16 protein-coding genes and 2 pseudogenes are annotated in these 15,805 nt (G+C 59.3%); 8 read left to right on the top strand and 10 right to left on the bottom strand.

Going from position 1 to position 15,805, the window contains the following annotated elements; genetic code table 11:
* Positions 1–1,407 carry a 3-isopropylmalate dehydratase large subunit gene (leuC, locus tag U5A89_RS01620; RefSeq protein ID WP_338159470.1) on the top strand — a complete coding sequence of 469 codons (1,407 nt, stop codon included), beginning with the start codon at positions 1–3 and terminating at the stop codon, positions 1,405–1,407.
* Complete coding sequence (gene leuD / locus U5A89_RS01615; protein WP_338159469.1) at positions 1,407–2,036, top strand: 3-isopropylmalate dehydratase small subunit; 630 nt, start codon at positions 1,407–1,409, stop codon at positions 2,034–2,036. Before leuC ends, leuD begins: the two co-directional genes overlap by 1 nt.
* 13 nt (positions 2,037–2,049) lie before the next feature.
* On the opposite strand, the gene U5A89_RS01610 is transcribed toward leuD, so the two are convergent.
* Both U5A89_RS01610 and U5A89_RS01605 read right to left on the bottom strand, forming a co-directional pair.
* Positions 2,050–3,216: an acetyl-CoA acetyltransferase gene (locus U5A89_RS01610; RefSeq protein ID WP_338159468.1), complete on the bottom strand. Its 1,167-nt coding sequence runs from the start codon at positions 3,214–3,216 to the stop codon at positions 2,050–2,052.
* A 5-nt stretch (positions 3,217–3,221) separates the two neighbouring features.
* Positions 3,222–4,442 (bottom strand): alpha/beta hydrolase family protein, encoded by a 1,221-nt coding sequence (locus tag U5A89_RS01605; RefSeq protein ID WP_338159467.1) that lies wholly within the window; start codon positions 4,440–4,442, stop codon positions 3,222–3,224.
* A gap of 207 nt (positions 4,443–4,649) precedes the next feature.
* Between U5A89_RS01605 and U5A89_RS01600 the strand changes: the two genes are divergently transcribed.
* Together U5A89_RS01600 and U5A89_RS01595 are read left to right on the top strand one after the other, a co-directional pair.
* Positions 4,650–5,261, top strand: coding sequence for a VOC family protein (locus tag U5A89_RS01600; protein ID WP_338159466.1), 612 nt, complete (start codon positions 4,650–4,652; stop codon positions 5,259–5,261).
* 61 nt (positions 5,262–5,322) lie between these two features.
* Positions 5,323–5,657: pseudogene (locus U5A89_RS01595) on the top strand (CoA transferase subunit A); the annotation flags it as partial.
* A 147-nt stretch (positions 5,658–5,804) separates the two neighbouring features.
* Here the strand turns inward: U5A89_RS01595 and U5A89_RS01590 are convergent.
* The 4 genes from U5A89_RS01590 to U5A89_RS01575 form a co-directional block, all read right to left on the bottom strand.
* On the bottom strand, positions 5,805–6,128 hold the full coding sequence (locus U5A89_RS01590; RefSeq protein ID WP_338159465.1) for a helix-turn-helix domain-containing transcriptional regulator: 324 nt from the start codon (positions 6,126–6,128) through the stop codon (positions 5,805–5,807).
* Positions 6,129–6,132: 4 nt separating this feature from the next.
* Positions 6,133–6,486, bottom strand: a complete 354-nt coding sequence (locus U5A89_RS01585; RefSeq protein ID WP_338159464.1) for a type II toxin-antitoxin system RelE/ParE family toxin — start codon at positions 6,484–6,486, stop codon at positions 6,133–6,135.
* 36 nt (positions 6,487–6,522) lie between these two features.
* Complete coding sequence (locus tag U5A89_RS01580) at positions 6,523–7,791, bottom strand: tyrosine-type recombinase/integrase (protein ID WP_338159463.1); 1,269 nt, start codon at positions 7,789–7,791, stop codon at positions 6,523–6,525.
* A 92-nt stretch (positions 7,792–7,883) separates the two neighbouring features.
* Positions 7,884–8,531, bottom strand: a complete 648-nt coding sequence (locus tag U5A89_RS01575; protein WP_338159462.1) for a YobI family P-loop NTPase — start codon at positions 8,529–8,531, stop codon at positions 7,884–7,886.
* Positions 8,532–9,483: 952 nt separating this feature from the next.
* Here U5A89_RS01575 and ltrA point away from each other — a divergent pair.
* From ltrA to U5A89_RS01560, 3 genes are all read left to right on the top strand, one after another.
* A complete protein-coding gene (ltrA, locus tag U5A89_RS01570; RefSeq protein ID WP_338159461.1) occupies positions 9,484–10,758 on the top strand; it encodes a group II intron reverse transcriptase/maturase in 1,275 nt (424 codons plus the stop codon).
* A gap of 373 nt (positions 10,759–11,131) precedes the next feature.
* Positions 11,132–11,317 carry a hypothetical protein gene (locus tag U5A89_RS01565; RefSeq protein ID WP_338159460.1) on the top strand — a complete coding sequence of 62 codons (186 nt, stop codon included), beginning with the start codon at positions 11,132–11,134 and terminating at the stop codon, positions 11,315–11,317.
* Between the two features lie 79 nt (positions 11,318–11,396).
* Positions 11,397–11,876, top strand: a complete 480-nt coding sequence (locus U5A89_RS01560) for a nucleotidyltransferase family protein (RefSeq protein ID WP_338159459.1) — start codon at positions 11,397–11,399, stop codon at positions 11,874–11,876.
* A gap of 77 nt (positions 11,877–11,953) precedes the next feature.
* On the opposite strand, the gene U5A89_RS01555 is transcribed toward U5A89_RS01560, so the two are convergent.
* From U5A89_RS01555 to U5A89_RS01545, 3 genes and pseudogenes are all read right to left on the bottom strand, one after another.
* A complete protein-coding gene (locus tag U5A89_RS01555; RefSeq protein ID WP_338159458.1) occupies positions 11,954–12,283 on the bottom strand; it encodes a helix-turn-helix domain-containing protein in 330 nt (109 codons plus the stop codon).
* Between the two features lie 84 nt (positions 12,284–12,367).
* On the bottom strand, positions 12,368–12,466 hold the full coding sequence (locus U5A89_RS01550) for a type II toxin-antitoxin system RelE/ParE family toxin (RefSeq protein WP_338159457.1): 99 nt from the start codon (positions 12,464–12,466) through the stop codon (positions 12,368–12,370).
* A 97-nt stretch (positions 12,467–12,563) separates the two neighbouring features.
* Positions 12,564–12,647: pseudogene (locus U5A89_RS01545) on the bottom strand (type II toxin-antitoxin system RelE/ParE family toxin); the annotation flags it as partial.
* Between the two features lie 347 nt (positions 12,648–12,994).
* Between U5A89_RS01545 and U5A89_RS21265 the strand changes: the two are divergent.
* On the top strand, positions 12,995–13,261 hold the full coding sequence (locus U5A89_RS21265) for a hypothetical protein (RefSeq protein WP_445190622.1): 267 nt from the start codon (positions 12,995–12,997) through the stop codon (positions 13,259–13,261).
* Positions 13,262–13,266: 5 nt separating this feature from the next.
* Here U5A89_RS21265 and U5A89_RS01540 read toward each other — a convergent pair whose 3' ends face one another.
* The gene (locus U5A89_RS01540) at positions 13,267–15,159 is read right to left on the bottom strand and encodes a methyl-accepting chemotaxis protein (RefSeq protein WP_338159456.1); all 1,893 of its coding nucleotides are present in this window, start codon (positions 15,157–15,159) and stop codon (positions 13,267–13,269) included.
* Positions 15,160–15,805: the final 646 nt, after the last annotated feature.

Here is a 15,805-nt window from a genome sequence, read left to right as displayed (position 1 = left end):
ATGACGCAGCCGCCGCGCACGATCTTTCAGAAAATATGGGATGCGCATGTCGTCGCGCCATCGAACGGCGACAGCGTGCTGCTCTACATTGATCGCCATCTCGTCAATGAAGTCACCAGCCCGCAGGCCTTTGAGGGTTTGCGCGGGGCGGGGCGGGTGGTGCGGCGACCCGAAGCCACCCTAGCGGTGGCGGACCACAATGTTCCAACCGAACATCGTGATCGTCCTATTCCCGAAGCGGACAGCCGCCTCCAGGTCGAGACCCTGGAACGCAACATTGCCGAATTTGCTGTCCCCTATGTGCCCCTGCGCAGCGCCGGACAAGGGATCGTGCATGTGATCGGGCCTGAACTCGGCCTTACATTGCCCGGCCTTACGATCGTGTGCGGGGACAGCCATACTTCCACCCATGGGGCTTTTGGCGCGCTGGCCTTTGGCATCGGCACCTCGGAAGTGGAGCATGTGCTGGCTACCCAGACATTGGTGCAGGAGCCAGCGCGGAATATGCTTGTCGAGGTGGCAGGAGACTTGCCTTCGGGAACGACGGCGAAGGATCTCGTCCTTGCCATGATAGGGCTGATCGGCACGGCTGGAGCAACCGGCCATGTGATCGAATATGCCGGGCGAGCAATCGAAGCGCTCGACATGGCGGGGCGCATGACAGTGTGCAACATGTCGATTGAAGCGGGCGCGCGGGCGGGGCTCATTGCACCCGACGAAACGACATTCGCCTATCTTGCGGGGCGCCCCTATGTACCTGTGGGCAGCGAGTTCGCGGCGGCGAAAGAACGCTGGCTGGCTTTGCGCTCTGATCCGGGTGCCCGATATGATCGCGTTGTAAAGATGAACGCCGCCGACGTCGCACCAATGGTGACGTGGGGCACCAGCCCGGAGGCGGTCCTCACCATCGAGGATGTCGTGCCCGACCCGGGTGGCCTCGCCCCCGAAGCGGCCCGCCAGGCGCAGCAGATGCTCGATTATATGGGGCTGGTGCCGGGAATGCCTATTCAAGGCTTGCCAGTCGATGTTGTGTTCATCGGTAGCTGCACGAACAGCCGGATCGAGGACCTGCGCGCTGCAGCCGCGGTCGCGCATGGCCGTCACGTTGCGACGGGGACGCGCGCACTTGTCGTGCCGGGCTCGGGCCGCATCAAAAAGGCGGCGGAGGAAGAAGGGCTGGACCGCATCTTCCTCGACGCCGGTTTCGAATGGCGGGAGGCAGGCTGTTCGATGTGTCTGGGCATGAACCCCGACCGGCTGAAACCCGGCGAACGTTGCGCTTCGACCTCCAACCGCAACTTCGAAGGGCGGCAGGGTCCGGGAGGCCGGACTCACTTGATGTCGCCGGCAATGGCGGCGGCGGCGGCAGTCGCCGGTTGTATCACCGACGTGCGGAGTTTTGACTGATGGAAGTCTTCGATACGCTGACAGCCGTCGCGGCGCCGCTGCCTTTGGCGAATGTCGACACCGACAAGATCCTCGCCGGGCAGTTCTTGAAAACGATTACGCGAGAGGGGCTGGGGGCCAAACTCTTTCATACCCTTCGGTATAGCGAAGAAGGCCGGGCGCGGCCCGATTTCATACTTAACCGCTCGCCTTGGCGGGATGCCGGGATATTGATCGCACTCGAAAATTTTGGCTGTGGGTCAAGCCGCGAGCATGCGCCGTGGGCTCTGCGTGATTTCGGAATCCGCTGCATCATAGCCCCCAGTTTCGCAGACATTTTCTACAATAATTGTTTCAAGAACGCTATTCTGCCCATCGTGTTATCGGCTGGCGAAGTCCGCAGGCTCCTGACCCTGGCCGGTAATCCGGCCAGCGCAACGATGACGATCGACTTGGTCAGCCAGCGCGTGAGACTGATCGACGGGTCAGAAATCAGCTTTGATCTCGCAGCGGAACGAAAGCAAGCGTTGCTCGAAGGCGTCGACGAGATCGGTTCGAGCCTAAAGCGCTTGCCTGAGATCGAAGGTTGGGAAGTGCGATCCGCGGGCACGGTGCCCGCGATACGCGCAGATGCCCGCCTTTTGGATTAGGGCCGTCAACGGTTCAGCGGCTGCGCTCGAGAATGCTAGCGTAGTTCGCGACGCCGGTGCCGCCCATGTTGAACACCCCGCCCAGCGTCGCATTCGAAACCTGCATCCCCTGCGGGGCGACGCCACAAAGCTGCATTGCCGACAGAACATGCATGGAAACACCCGTGGCGCCAATCGGATGTCCCTTCGCTTTGAGGCCTCCCGATGGATTGACCGGTAGCCTGCCACCCATTTCCGTCCAGCCTTCGTGGATCGCACGTGCCCCTTGACCGCGTGGGACAAGCCCCATCGCCTCATATTCGATCAGTTCGGCGATGGTAAAACAGTCATGGGTCTCGACGAAGCTCAGATCATCCAGCGAAACACCTGATCGTGCAAAAGCGCCTTGCCAGGCCGCAGTGCACCCTTCGAGATGGATGGCCTCCCGCCGAGACATCGGCAAGAAGTCCTGCACGTGGGAGGCCGCCCTGAAGGTGACCGCGCGTTGCGAAAGCCTGGCGATGTCCTCGCTCGCGAGCACGAGTGCTGCGGCGCCGTCCGATACGGGAGAACAGTCTGTCCGCTTCAACGGACCGGCCACCACGGGATTGCGATCGCTTTCCTCTCTGCAAAAGGCGAAGCCTAAATCCTTGCGCAATTGCGCCCAAGGATTGCTGACCCCGTTTCGATGCGCCTTCGCCGCGATGGCGGCAAGGGCATCCGACTGGTCACCGTAGCGTTGAAAATACTGGTCGGCTATCTGGCCGAAAAGCCCCGCAAATCCGCCCTTCACCCCATGATCCTCAGGCAGATAGGAAGCGCCCAGCAGATTGTTTCCGACTGTTTCGCCGCGCGTGTCGGTCATCTTTTCCGCCCCGACGACGAGCACATGGCGCGCTCGACCGGCCTCGATAGCAGTAATCCCTTGATACACCGCAGCCGACCCGGAAGCGCAAGCATTCTCGGTTCGGGTCGCAGGCTTGAATCGCAACGCGGGATTGGCCTGCAGGACAAGACCGGCAGGAAAGTCCTGTCGCGAAAATCCACTGTTGAAGTGCCCGATAAAAATCTGGTCGATATCGGCAGGATCTACTTTTGCATGATCCATGGCCTCGTTCGCCGCATTGACGATCATCGACTCCAATGTTTCGTGCTCATGCTTTCCGAAGAGCGTGTGCGCCCACCCAATGATTGAAGTCATGTCGGTTATTTCCAGGAGAGTTGCTGATAGAGATTACGGTCCGAAAGCCAGCCTAGCATCGATAGTGTCACATCTGCCAACAAGTCGGGCTGTCCGGAATAATAGTGGGTTGCGCCTTCGATCCGTAAAAACTGTTTGTCTTCGCTACCTGCAGCCTCGAAAATCTGACGTGGGTGCGTCGCCGGTACTGCGTCATCGGCCGTGTTCTCGATCACGAGAAGGGGGGCCTTCATGCGCCCAGCGCAAACGAGGCCGTCCGCATTGGTATCGTCGATGGACCATTGCGACAGCCAGGCACGCAGGGTCGAAAAACGTGCAAGGCCCACAGGTCCGCTGTTCACAGTTTCTGGATTACCCATGTAGGACCAGTTGATCCTTCGGTCATTTGGATCGAGCGTGCCATCCAGGAAGCGGGGATCGGCCATGGTGCGATGGGTTATGAAGCCGCGCTCAACTTCGCCGGTACCGCGCTTGCGGAGGGTCTCCAGCATCTCCTTCGCCCAATCGGAAATGCGACGGATTCGCGCCGCCTGCTCCACGCGATAATGCGCGATAAAATCGGGTGTGTAAGGCGGCTTGTTGGGATTGCCAGGGTCGTAGATGTCCAGTTCGCGGATCCGGCTATCAGGATCTAGTTCATCGCGCATGGACGGATCGATGATATCTGCGAGCAACTGTGCCCGGGACATATGCGCCGCCTGAAAAACGACGGCATCGGCGGGGATCAGTCCTGCACCTACTATGTTGATCGGGTCTCCCGCAGGCGTCGCCTCGATCGATGGCGACTCCGCCTGTGACTGGTAGAACAGTGCCAGAGAACCGCCGCCGCTCCAGCCAACCAGCACGACTTTCTGATAACCCCAGTTGCTTTTGGCGTGACGGATGAATGCCCCGAGGTCGAGCAGGACTTTCTCAAGGACGCAGGCCGTGTCGTTACGTGCATACCGGCTGCCGGCGCACAGGACATGGGCGCCCGCCGCGACGGCTTCCCGGGGCACGGGCAATAGTTGGAGGGTTGAGGCTGGATGCATGTAGAGGAGCAGCGTGTCCGAATTCACGCCTTTGGGTTTGATCCGTATTCCCTCGAGATTCACCGCCCCCTGATTGCCGAAGAATCCATAGATGTCCGTGAATTTGGCCGTCTCATCATAGGCGATGTGGACCCATTCAAATTCCAGTTCGAAGCATGGTGCAGATACCGGGGGGGGCGTCGGATGAAGATCCATAATATCTCCTCGAGATCTCGATGATGCGACCGAAACGGCGCTCGCTGACATCGATTTCTTAAGGTGCCCTGCGAGCGGGGCTGTCCCGTCAGCAGGGGACCGCAAATGGCGAAGCTGCATGGCGGGAGCCGTCCCCACAGCGGGGGACAGTGCGGCCGTCGAGCGCCAGCTACCCCATGGGCCAGAGACCTGAAAGTGAGACGCGCCATGACCTCAACCAACCTCGCTCAAACGAAGCTTGCCAATCCTGGCCTCACGCCTCTCATGCTCAACCATGCCGCATGGGTGACGCATGACGTGGAAGCAACTGCGGACTTTTACATGCGAGTTATGGGCATGGAGCTGGCGAGCACGGTATTGGGCTCGTCAATTCCCTCGACAGGCGATGACTTCCCTTACTTCCATATTTTCTTCCGGATGGGTGACGGTTCCACTATCGCCTTCTTCGAGGCGCCCGGCCTTCCTGACCGCGCGAAAGTCAGTCACCCGGCGTATGACGTATTTGACCATATTGCGCTTGAGGCGCGGGATACTGCCGAGGTGGACCAGTGGCACGCATGGCTGACTGAGAACGGCATCGAAGTGGTTGGCCCGACCGACCATAATGGATTGATCTACAGTATCTATTTCCGCGATCCGAACGGGATTCGACTGGAAATCACCACGCCGACGGACGCCGAATGGAATCGGCATACCGAACGCGGAAAAGAGCATCTTGCGCTGTGGTGCAATGGCAAGCGCGCTGCGTTGGACGAAGACAGAGATCTACCGCAGGCAATGATAGCGCTGATCAAAGCCAACGCCAGCCACGAGAGTTAAGGCAGTGATCCCCATCTATAACAACTCTGTCGAGGCGCTTGACGGCCTCCTCTACGATGGGATGACGCTCTGCCTTGGCGGTTTCGGCCTATGCGGGGTGCCAGAAAGCCTCATCGACGCGGTTCAACAATCCGGGGTTCGAAGGCTCGTCTGCGTGCCGAACAACGCGGGCATCGACAACGTTGGGTTGGGCAAGCTGTTGCGCTCGGGGCAGGTTCGAAAATGATCGCCTCCTATGTCGGTGAGAATAAGGAATTCGAACGCCAATATCTTGCAGGGGAGCTTGAGGTCGAGTTTTGTCCGCAAGTGACCTTGGCGGAACGTATTCGCGCCGGTGGAGCGGGGAATCCGGGCTTTTATACCCAGACAGGGGTCGGTACATTGGTCGCAAAGGGCATGCTGGTGCTTCCGGCTATTACTGCGCTGGCCGCAAGGCGGCGCCAAACTGGGGTAAAGGTGCCTTTGCAGCCAACTGAAGCATGAAAAATAAGCCGAGTTTGGACGTACAAGACCTATGATCGTCCAATGCACTCTATCCGGGCCCTAGGCCGCCTCTACGGCATGCGCCTCGATCGCCACGCCGAGTCGACGACGTACCGCACCGAAAATAGCGGCAAGATTATCCATGCTGGGGTTGCCCTTTTCGGATAGCATTCGATGCAGGCTTTTGCTCGGATGTCTGGTTTCCTCGGCCAGTGCCTCGAAACCAACCGAAGCGTTGACTAGGTCACGCAGGATCAAGCGCGAGACATGCGGTTCGCCGTTAAGGAAAGCGGTTGCCGCCTCATCGAGCATGGCCTTGGCGAAGGCGGGGTCGCGCGTGGCGCGTTCCTTCACCGTTTCCTTGAAATCTCGGGTCAGCGCCATCTCGCTATTTTCTGCCTTTTCTGTCGATCGCCTTGCGGACCTTGTATTCATTCAGCAGCACCCCAGCGTGATCGATGTCTGACTGCTGCCGTTTCTTCGTTCCACCTACGAACAGGATGACGAGTTCATCGCCTTCTTTGGTGAGATAGAGGCGATAGCCTGGCCCCCAGTCGATCCGATACTCTCCCAAGCCGCCGCCGATCCATTTGACATTCGAGGCGTTACCCAACTCCAACCGCACTATTGCTGTCGCCACCTTAGCGGAGGCCTGTGGATCCAGACTTTCGAACCATGATCGGAGCGGACAGGAACCGTCCTCGCGGATATATTCCTGAACTATCAACTCATAGCCTTTCAAGTAACATATACGTTACCATATGTCTAGCGTCGGCCATCATGCGACCAGCCGCAGGCGGTCAAGCTTGGCGGCGCCTTGTGCCATCAGCTTGGCGATTTCATCTGACGTGCGTCGCACGGCCAGTTTCAGAGCTTCATCGACGTGAATATAGTCCTGCGTCAAATTCTGTGATGCGTGACCTAGCATCGCGCGGATCGTCAGTTCAGAAAAACCAAGTTCGGCAGCAATGCTGGCGAAAGTGTGCCGCAACGTGTGGGGCGTAACGCCCGCTGTGCCTGCAAATCCGCAGATACGTTGCAGGCAGGCACTGGCCGCCGTGAAGGGGCCGTCGCCTGTCGTAGCCGGGAAAACATGGGGATTGCCTGCGACCTGTGGCTGCGCCACGATCACTTTGATAGCTTCTGGCCCGATCACCCGGATTTGCCCACCAGTTTTGGTGTCGGAGAAGGCGACAACGCCGCCCATCGGGTTTACCCATGCGCGCTCCATGGCTTGGCCTTCTTCACGGCGATATCCAGTCAGCAGCAACAATTTGATCACTGAAATCCCGGTCGGACTAACGCCCTGCTGCTCGGCATAGACCATCGCCTTGCCCAGCGTTTCGATCTCTGCAACGCTGAGCCGACGGGTCCTCTTATTGCCCGCTAGCTTCTTGGCGCCTTTGGTGGGGTGTTCGGAAAGCAACCCCTTATGCCTGGCATAGCCCAGGATCGCCTGGACCGTTCCGAGGCAGCGCGCAGCAACGCCGGGATCACCGGTCGCCTTACCACCGCCCCCGCCGTTGCGGCTCTTCTGCGTCTTGTGATTTTTGACGTCGTCCTGCATTGCCTCAACGTCGGCGATTGTCAGATGCCGCGCTATGCGCTTGCCGATCAGGGGCTTGATATGCGCCTTGATCCGGCTTTCATCCATCGCCAGAGAGGATTCCTTGATCGGACGGTTTTTGCAGCCGAGAATCCTGCCTGCCCGGGCCTCCGTCAGATACCAATCGCACAGTTCAGTGACGGTCATCGCCTTGCGCGCACGGCGCGCCTCTTCCGCAGGGTCTTCGCCGGAAGCAACCTCGCCAAGCTTGATCTTCGCCAGATCGCGCGCTTGATCCATCGTAATGACGCCGAAGCGACCGATCTTGACACGCCTGATGCGGCCTTCCCTGTTCATATACTGGATGACGAAGGTCTTGGTGCCGGTCTGTCCGATGCGGACCCCGAACCCTTTGATCTCAGTATCCCAGATGAACGCCTGACCCGCCGTGGGCGGGGTGAGAGCATCGACCGTTCGCTTGTTGATCTTGGCCTGCGCCATGCGCGACTCCTCCATTTTATTACGCGAGCCCTGAAAAATCGAAAAGTAATAAGGACGTAATAAAAATCGGTCGTTTTGTGGCTGGTCGGGGGTTACTGCGTCGTAGAGCGATATTCCGAAACTCGCCTTGTAGACTTGGTGAAGAAGTACCCAGACACAAAGGAGGCTCCCACCGCAAACCACACGAAGTGCTGCCAGTTGCTTTTTGCGAGGGGGAGGAAATATGCCCCGCTGAGGATGTCCTTGCGCTTCTGAAAAAGGTGCCAGACCGATGCCGCGCCGATCATGGCGTAGAGCGAGAGAAAGGCCGACAGCCGGCCCGGCGACCGAATCCGCTTGAAGCACGAGAAAGGACGCTTCTTCGCGTCTGCACCATAGAGCATCTGCTGGAGGATGCTCCGCTCGATCTCCTGCTTGCTCACCTTGCGATCGGGGACGCCCTGATCCGACCCAGCTTTGATCGCTTCGGGCAAGAACGCCGCGAGCGGAATCTCTAGAGCGGAGATTTCGTTCTGCTTCAGGAACGATTGGATGATGCTGCTCTTGCCCGATCCATAGGGTCCGGTCAGCGCGATGTTCGAGACCTTTGGGTCTTCTATCGCGGCTTTCAGCGCCTTGGCATAGACGCCGGCTTCGTCCGCCGTATCAGTCGGCGCGAGGTTGACGAACTGGGACGGTGCGTCGGCTGCCGTTGTCGAGCGGCTGAACCGGTTTCTCATCTCCGCGATGAGTTGCCGCAAGTTCGTCTAAGTCCTTTGAAACGAGGCCGAGATCGAAGAATTAGCATGGCTGGCGTCAGCGCCAAGGTCATATGGAACATATCAGGTGCGAATCGTGAATTTGGTGCGAAGTGTTTGTGGCGACGTCGGCCCCTCGGCCCGTCGCCGACGCGGTTGCAACCGCGCATGGCATTGTCGATCTCGGATGCCTCCCATCCACCGCCGAGCGCGAGGTAAGGTGCGACACGCGCATTTAAGCTGCTGGTCGAGATCCTAAGCTAACTGGAATAGCGCCATGCCTTCGACCAGCCTAAAACGACCAGCATATGCCGGTCGTCGGGAGGTGCGGGAACGTAGGCTTGTCGAGAACTGCCGCGATAGCGGACGGCCCGCACCTCAGGACCGAAATTTGCTCGCTGAGCGTCTCATAAGGGTGTGCGCCGTGCAAAGGCGGCACTTTCCAGTGGGTGAAAGGCCCACCCGGCGACGCTCCAGCCGGAAGCAACCGGGGCAGGCATGGAGGTGACGATATGTCTGAAGCCCCCGGATGACGGTCACATAGGTGACCGTGCGAGCGTACAGGCCGTAACGTGAGTGAACGCTGAGCAATCCTCGAAAAGGACGATGTGCAGGCCGACCCGTTAACCCTTACGGGGAAGGTTGATATGGACGGGCGAGTTTGAGCGACGTTCGAGCCCGTCTGCTGCACCGGGGTAGTGGCGACAGCATGTACGCAAGGAAAGTGCACGCAACACGGGAAGCCCCATGGCGTGCCGAGGGATCGGCAACCGGACGCCCGCGAGGGATGGGAATGCCGCGGTGGGGTGGCGGAGAGGCCCGTAGTACCGAGGAAGCCGGGTAATGCCGGTGGAGGGAAGGAGCCTCAGTTCAAGATGAACGCAAGCAAGTGGTGAGGGGCAGGAGATTGGGAAACCTATCAACTCCGAAAAGCGTCCAGAAACTGCAGAAGGCGTTGCACGCGAAAGCGAAGGCAGAAGCTGGCTATCGTTTCTACGCGCTGTACGACAAGATCAGCCGCGATGACATTCTGGCCCATGCCTATGCCCAGTGTCGCTCTAACAAGGGCGCGCCGGGCGTGGATGGACAGGACTTTGCGGACATCGAGGGATATGGCGCCGAGCGGTGGCTGGCGGAACTGGCGCTTGCGCTCAGGGAGGAGACGTATCAGCCGGAACCGATCAGACGTGTCTACATACCAAAAGCCAACGGCAAACTCAGGCCGCTGGGCATTTCCACCGTGCGGGATCGGGTCTGCATGACAGCAGCGATGCTGGTGCTTGAGCCGATCTTTGAAGCCGACCTTCCACCGGAAATCTATGCCTATCGAGCGGGGCGCAATGCCCAGCAGGCTGTGGTTGAAGTGGAAGAGCAGCTGTTCCGTGGCCGACCGGATGTCGTGAACGCCGACCTTGCCGACTACTTTGGCACCATCCCTCACCTGGAGCTGATGAAATCAGTGTCGCGCCGGATCGTCGATCCGCGCGTGCTGCATCTGATCAAATCCTGGCTGGAATGCGCTGTCGAGGAAACTGACGACAGGGGCCGGAAGAAGCGAACGACGCAGGCGCGCGATCAGCGGCGCGGTATCCCGCAAGGATCACCCATCTCACCGCTGCTGGCGAATATCTACATGCGCCGGTTCGTGCTGGGATGGCGGAAGCTCGGCCTTGGGAAACGCCTCGGCTCGCGGCTCATCACCTATGCCGATGATCTCGTGATCTTGTGTGAGAAGGGCAAGGCGGAAGCCGCGCTCGATCATATGCGCGGGCTCATGGAGAAGCTGAAGCTGACGGTGAACGAGGATAAGACACGCATCTGCAAGGTGCCGGACGAGACATTCGACTTTCTGGGATACACGTTCGGTCGGATGTACTCCGCGAAAACCGGCAAAGCCTACATGGGCCACCGGCCATCAAAGAAAAGCATCCAGCGCGTGGTCGCAACGATCCACGAGCTTACGGACCGAGCGCGTACATGGCAGGATACCACATACCTGGTGGCCAAGATGAACCGGGTGCTGCGCGGATGGGCCAACTACTTTTCGGTTGGCACTACGAGCAGAGCATATCGGGCCGTCGACAGCTACGCAGTGGTGCGGCTGCGTCGGTGGCTGCGCGCTAAATACAAAACCAGACGACGGCGAGAGGGAGCCTATCACGACCCCGAGCTATACGAGCGCTTCGGCCTCGTGCGTCTGGCTAACGTGGCCGCGGCCCGCCGTGGGTGAAGGCGTGATGTCTTGTCCGAGAGCCGGATGCGGGAGATCTGCACGTCCGGTTCGATGAGCAGGGAGTGGAAACGGACCGTCTGGCAAGCCCCACAGGCGCGCCGCACGACACCGCGCCACTTCCTGACTCTACCGGGACCGGCGGGATCTGAGACAAACCCGTCATTCCCGCACGACAGGTCGATGGCGGGTCCATAGCCATAGCTGACGCTCAGCGATTGATCCGCCCGGCAAAGATCGCGAATGCCTGCTCCTCGGCGCGCTGGTGCAAGCTACGTCTCTGCCACCTCAGACATGGAAAGAGCGAGACCATCCTGACATGCCTTTGCTTCCGGCATGTAATCTAGGCGGTAGCGCGCCGGCGATTGAAGGGATGGCCGACCTTCCCCGAACGGTGGCGGCCGAGCGTACCCGCTTATTGGCAACGGGCAGGCTCCACAGCCTCGCCGATCTCATCCGGCTCTCGGAGGGCTATTATTTTGTGCATCGAACGCCGCCACGCAACGAACGCCTCATTTCCGCCCTGCGGGATTGGCTGATGGAGCAAGCGCAGCAATGACGATCGCGGCGGATAGCAGTCTGCGCGCGATCGTGGCGGCAAGCCCGATCCTCAGCACCATCCTGGGGACGCCGTCGCCATGCCTGACTGCTGGCTGTCGGGCAGCGCCATCGCGCAAACGGCATGGAACGCCGCGTTCGACCTGTCGCCCGAATATGGCCTGGCGGATATCGATCTGGTCTATTTTGACGCCGCCGATCTGTCGGAAGAGGGCGAGGCGCACCATGCGGCGCGCATCCGGGCCTTGTTCCCCGATGTACCGCTATGGATCGACGCCAAGAACGAGGCCCGCGTCCATCTCTGGTATGAGGCGAAGTTCGGCTATCCGATCGCGGCCTACCAATCGAGCGAACATGGCATTTCGACCTTTCCGACGACAGCCGGAGCGGTTGCGATCCGGCCCGGTGGGGTGGGTCTGTCGATCTTCGCTCCCTTTGGGCCGTTCGATCTGCTGAGTTGCACGGTGCGGCCGAACAAGTCTCAGATTACGCAAGCCATCTACGAGGCGAAGGTCGCGCGTTGGCGGATTTACTGGCCGACGCTGACGATCATCGATTAGGATAGCCTGTGAAATTTGTGAGGTCCGTTTGTACGACAATCAGGCGATTTGCGCCTCCAGACCCGTGGAGCCTACGGTCATAATAGTGCTTCGATGCCCTTACGACGGATGATGTTCAGGATGGCAAGCGCGGAGCCCTTTGCCTGTTTTGTGCCGCGTTCGAGTTGCGAGATATAGCTCGGCGTCAGGTTCGTATATCTGGCAAGCGCGGCCTGGCTCAAATGTGCCCGCTCACGCACGCTTAGGATCTCTTCCGGCGTGATTGGCGCGGCCGTGAGCGGCGCGTCCGGCCCCAAGTGACGGACGGTGATCTTCTCATAGACTTCATCGCCCATCAGCCCGGCGCTGTGCATGTCCTCGGCCGTTTCGAGGAGGGCTTCGGTCCGATTGCTAAGCTTCTTCGCCATTTTCAATCTCCTGTAGCTTGCCCATGCCCACGGCTGCATCCAGGGCGGTGTCGTCATGCGCCAACAATTCGGCGGCAATGTCCCTCAAGGTTGCAACTCGCTGTCCTCGATATTCTCGCGCTCATTCTGGGCAAAGCCGTACAGAAAGAACGCCCGATCTTCCATTCGATAGGCGACGATCATGCGAAACCCGCCTGATCGTCCCTGGCCAGGCCGGGGCAGCGCGCTGCTTGATGAGTCCGCCACCCAGATCGGCGTCGATGATACCACGCGCGGCTCGCCCGATAGCCTCTTTCAAACCAGCATCGTCAATTCGCTCACGCCGGAAGAAGCGCGCAATCCATTTGGTTTTGAAGATCTGCACTGCATGACCCTATAACACTATGCCCTATAGCACTTGATCGCATAGTGGTAACCTTTGCAGGGCAGCCAAGTTGGTCCGCGTCGGGGCAACGATTGACTGGGTGGCAGAGAGGCGGCGTAACCGGTGGGTTTCAAGCCACCAGTATCAAACTCAGCCAATCACCTGCGCGCTACGAAGATAAAAGCCGTTGGCGGCCTTTGCCTTCTTGAAGGCTTCGACACGCTCACCGCCAAACAGATCATCGCCACCATGCCAGAACGCGGATAGCTCGATAACAAGCAGGCCGCCTCGCTCGCCAACGTTGCCCCGTCGTACGACAGTCTGGCCAGTGGAAGGGAACGAGCTTCATCCGCGGCGGCACGGCCAATGTTTGCCAAGCACTATACATGCCGGCCCTCGTCGCCGGCCGCTTCAATCCAGACCTAAAGACCCAAATACCAGCAGCTCGTCGCAACCGGAAAGCCGACCGAGATCATCATTACCGCCGTCATGCGAAAGCTCGTCGTCACCGCAAATGCTCTGATCAAAACCGATCACCTCTGGACACCAGATCGCACTTGATCATCACGGATACTCTCATGACCGCACCTGCCGCTTTCAACGCCTGTGCCTGAGCTTGTCAGGCTGCACACAACTTCTTGATCACGCGCCCAAATTCTGTCTGCAACGCGACGGTCTGCGCGCGTACTTCGGCGCCGATCTGCTTTGTCAGTTGTGCCGTTTCTCGCGTCGCTGAAATGGAACCGGAGATCGCCGACAACGCATTGTCCAACGTCGCGCTATTGTCGTCGATGGATTGGATTGAGCTTCGCATTTCGTGGCTGGCCCGATGCTGACGGCCCACCATCTGCGTGGTCTCCTTCGCGGATTCCGCAAGCGTTTCGATCACCTTGTACAGCAAGTCAACGACACCCACCGAGGACTGTGTCGCGCTCTCTATTCCGGCTATGCGCGAGACGATGTCCGTTGTTGTGCGCATCGTTTGATCCGCCAGCTGCTTCACCTCATGCGCGACGACCGAAAAGCTTCGTCCGGCATCACCCGCCCGCGCCGCTTCGATTGTGGCGTTCAGCGCCAGCATATTGGTCTGCTTGCTGATCGCCGAGATTCGTCCGGCCGCAGCATCTATCGCATCCACGCTGCGAGTCAGCATTTCGTTCGCCTCGCGCGCGGCGATGGAATGGTCGGCCGCCTCGAATGTCAGTTGGGCAGACCTCTCAGCCTCCGTTCCGATGGAGTCGATCGAGTCGGCGAGTTCACCTATATTCTTGACGATTTCCCGCATTACGTCCGCGCTCGCTCTCGAATGACCCGTTGCCGTTTCGGCATCCCGCTGCTGAGCGTTTACGGTCATCAGTGTGTGGTCCGCACTGTCATCGAGTTCGGTGGCCACGTCGAGCAACCTTGCTACCAGCGCGGATATCGAATTTTCGAGCGTGGCTGCAATCTCCCGACTGGCTTCATGCATCTGCTGGCGATGCAATTTCTCTTCTTCGCTGCGGCGATGAGCCATTTCTTCGACCATGATCCCTGCTGCCTCCGCTTCGGCAAGAGCGGTCTCGGCCACGACGCGCGCCTTTTCCTGAGCTTCGGCTGACAGCAGAGCGATCTTGGTCGCCGCTTCCAGTCGCCGCCCGCTGCGGACGACAAAGGCGATCAGGACGCCAGCGAGCAAGAGGAAACAAAGAGTGCAAAGAATAGCGACCGGGAGCATTTTGTAGAGCGAAGCTCTGCCCGGTTTTATCCGAGGCCATCCAAGCACGCCAATGACCTGCCCCCCGGCGTCCTTGACGATGAGGCTGCTGGCTGGATCAGGCCGATCCCCCGCCCTTAGCCACTGGATGCCAGGCAGGTTGAACATGGTCGACCATCTCTCGACGACGGAACGATCGAGGATCATGACATTGATCAATATTCGAAGCCTAGTGCGGGGCGCGAGACGGAATGATCCTGCAGCGACGATCGGCATCGCGGAGAATATTGCAGGCTCTCCCTCGAAGGTGCCGATCGCGGTGACGGCTTTTTGCTGAAGCTTTGCGGCACGTTCGGTTTTTGGGGATCGCGCCAACAACCAGTCGATGATCGACGAAGAGACCGCCTGGTCTAGCGATGGGCTCTTGCCCCCCTTTGCAAGACGCCCGAAGAGCGGTCGTCCGTTGCTTTCCACTACGAACGCATGCTCTTGCTGTCCGATCAGATTTGAACTGGCCCATTGTTCGTCGAAGGCGCCATAGACATGGCTGGCGGCATCATCCCAATGGGCTGCAGAGGCAGTTGAATCACCTGTTGCGGCGCGCTGATGCGCGATGGCCCCCGCAACGGTTGCCGTTGCTCGCGCGGCGGCGTCATCATCCGTCTGGCTCACCAGTGACTGAATGACGACAAAGCTGCTAATCAGGGCGAGAGCGATAAGCGCCAAAAGAAGCCGCAGCATCCACACGCTTGCACTTTTCTGGCCGTTTGCACCAGCCGCGCTCAACGATCGGGGAATAAGGTGCTCAAGGATGGACATCCTAAAATCATAGGAAAAAAAAGTTAACATGGCTTACCATGTGTGGCGCGAAACAAGCCGAGATTGAGGATAGGGTCGTTCCCACACGTCCCTGCCACAGGGTATAGGCGAACAGCCGCTCGCCCAACGGCGCCAGCAGCCATACCAATTCTCGCGTCCAGCGGCTCGTCACGTCCCGATCTATATGAAGCCCCACCCGTCGGAAGATCACGGACTGCCAGTCAGGGTCGATGATCAACAAAGCGGCTAACGACGAGATGGGCTAGCAAAGCGATGCTCGCCATCACCTCAGACAGCGGAAGGTCGACAGCGGGGGCTTGGCGGATATGTTCGCATCATAGGCACACCAAACTGGGCCGGACATGGCGGATGACCAGGAAGCGCACCGGGATATACCTGATCGTACAAAGTCGCGCTATGCATCCCCGGCGCTGGGTCGCATGACCGACAATCAGGCGATAGCCGCCGTTTGCCATGTGCTTTCTATCAAGCGGCAACGCACCGTTTGGTTGATGGCAAACCCTTCCCACGCGAACAGCTCAGGTTCTCTGCGAACCGTGGCGCACCAATATGTGAGGGCATTGTGGGTGAAATTCTTTCGCAGGATGAATGATCGAAAAGGCTGAGGGCCAGCATTTTTTAACAT

The organism is Sphingobium sp. HWE2-09 (genome assembly GCF_035989265.1).
GTDB lineage: Bacteria > Pseudomonadota > Alphaproteobacteria > Sphingomonadales > Sphingomonadaceae > Sphingobium.
Note: the sequence above shows the minus strand (reverse complement) of the source record. Positions and strands in the feature narration are given on the sequence as shown.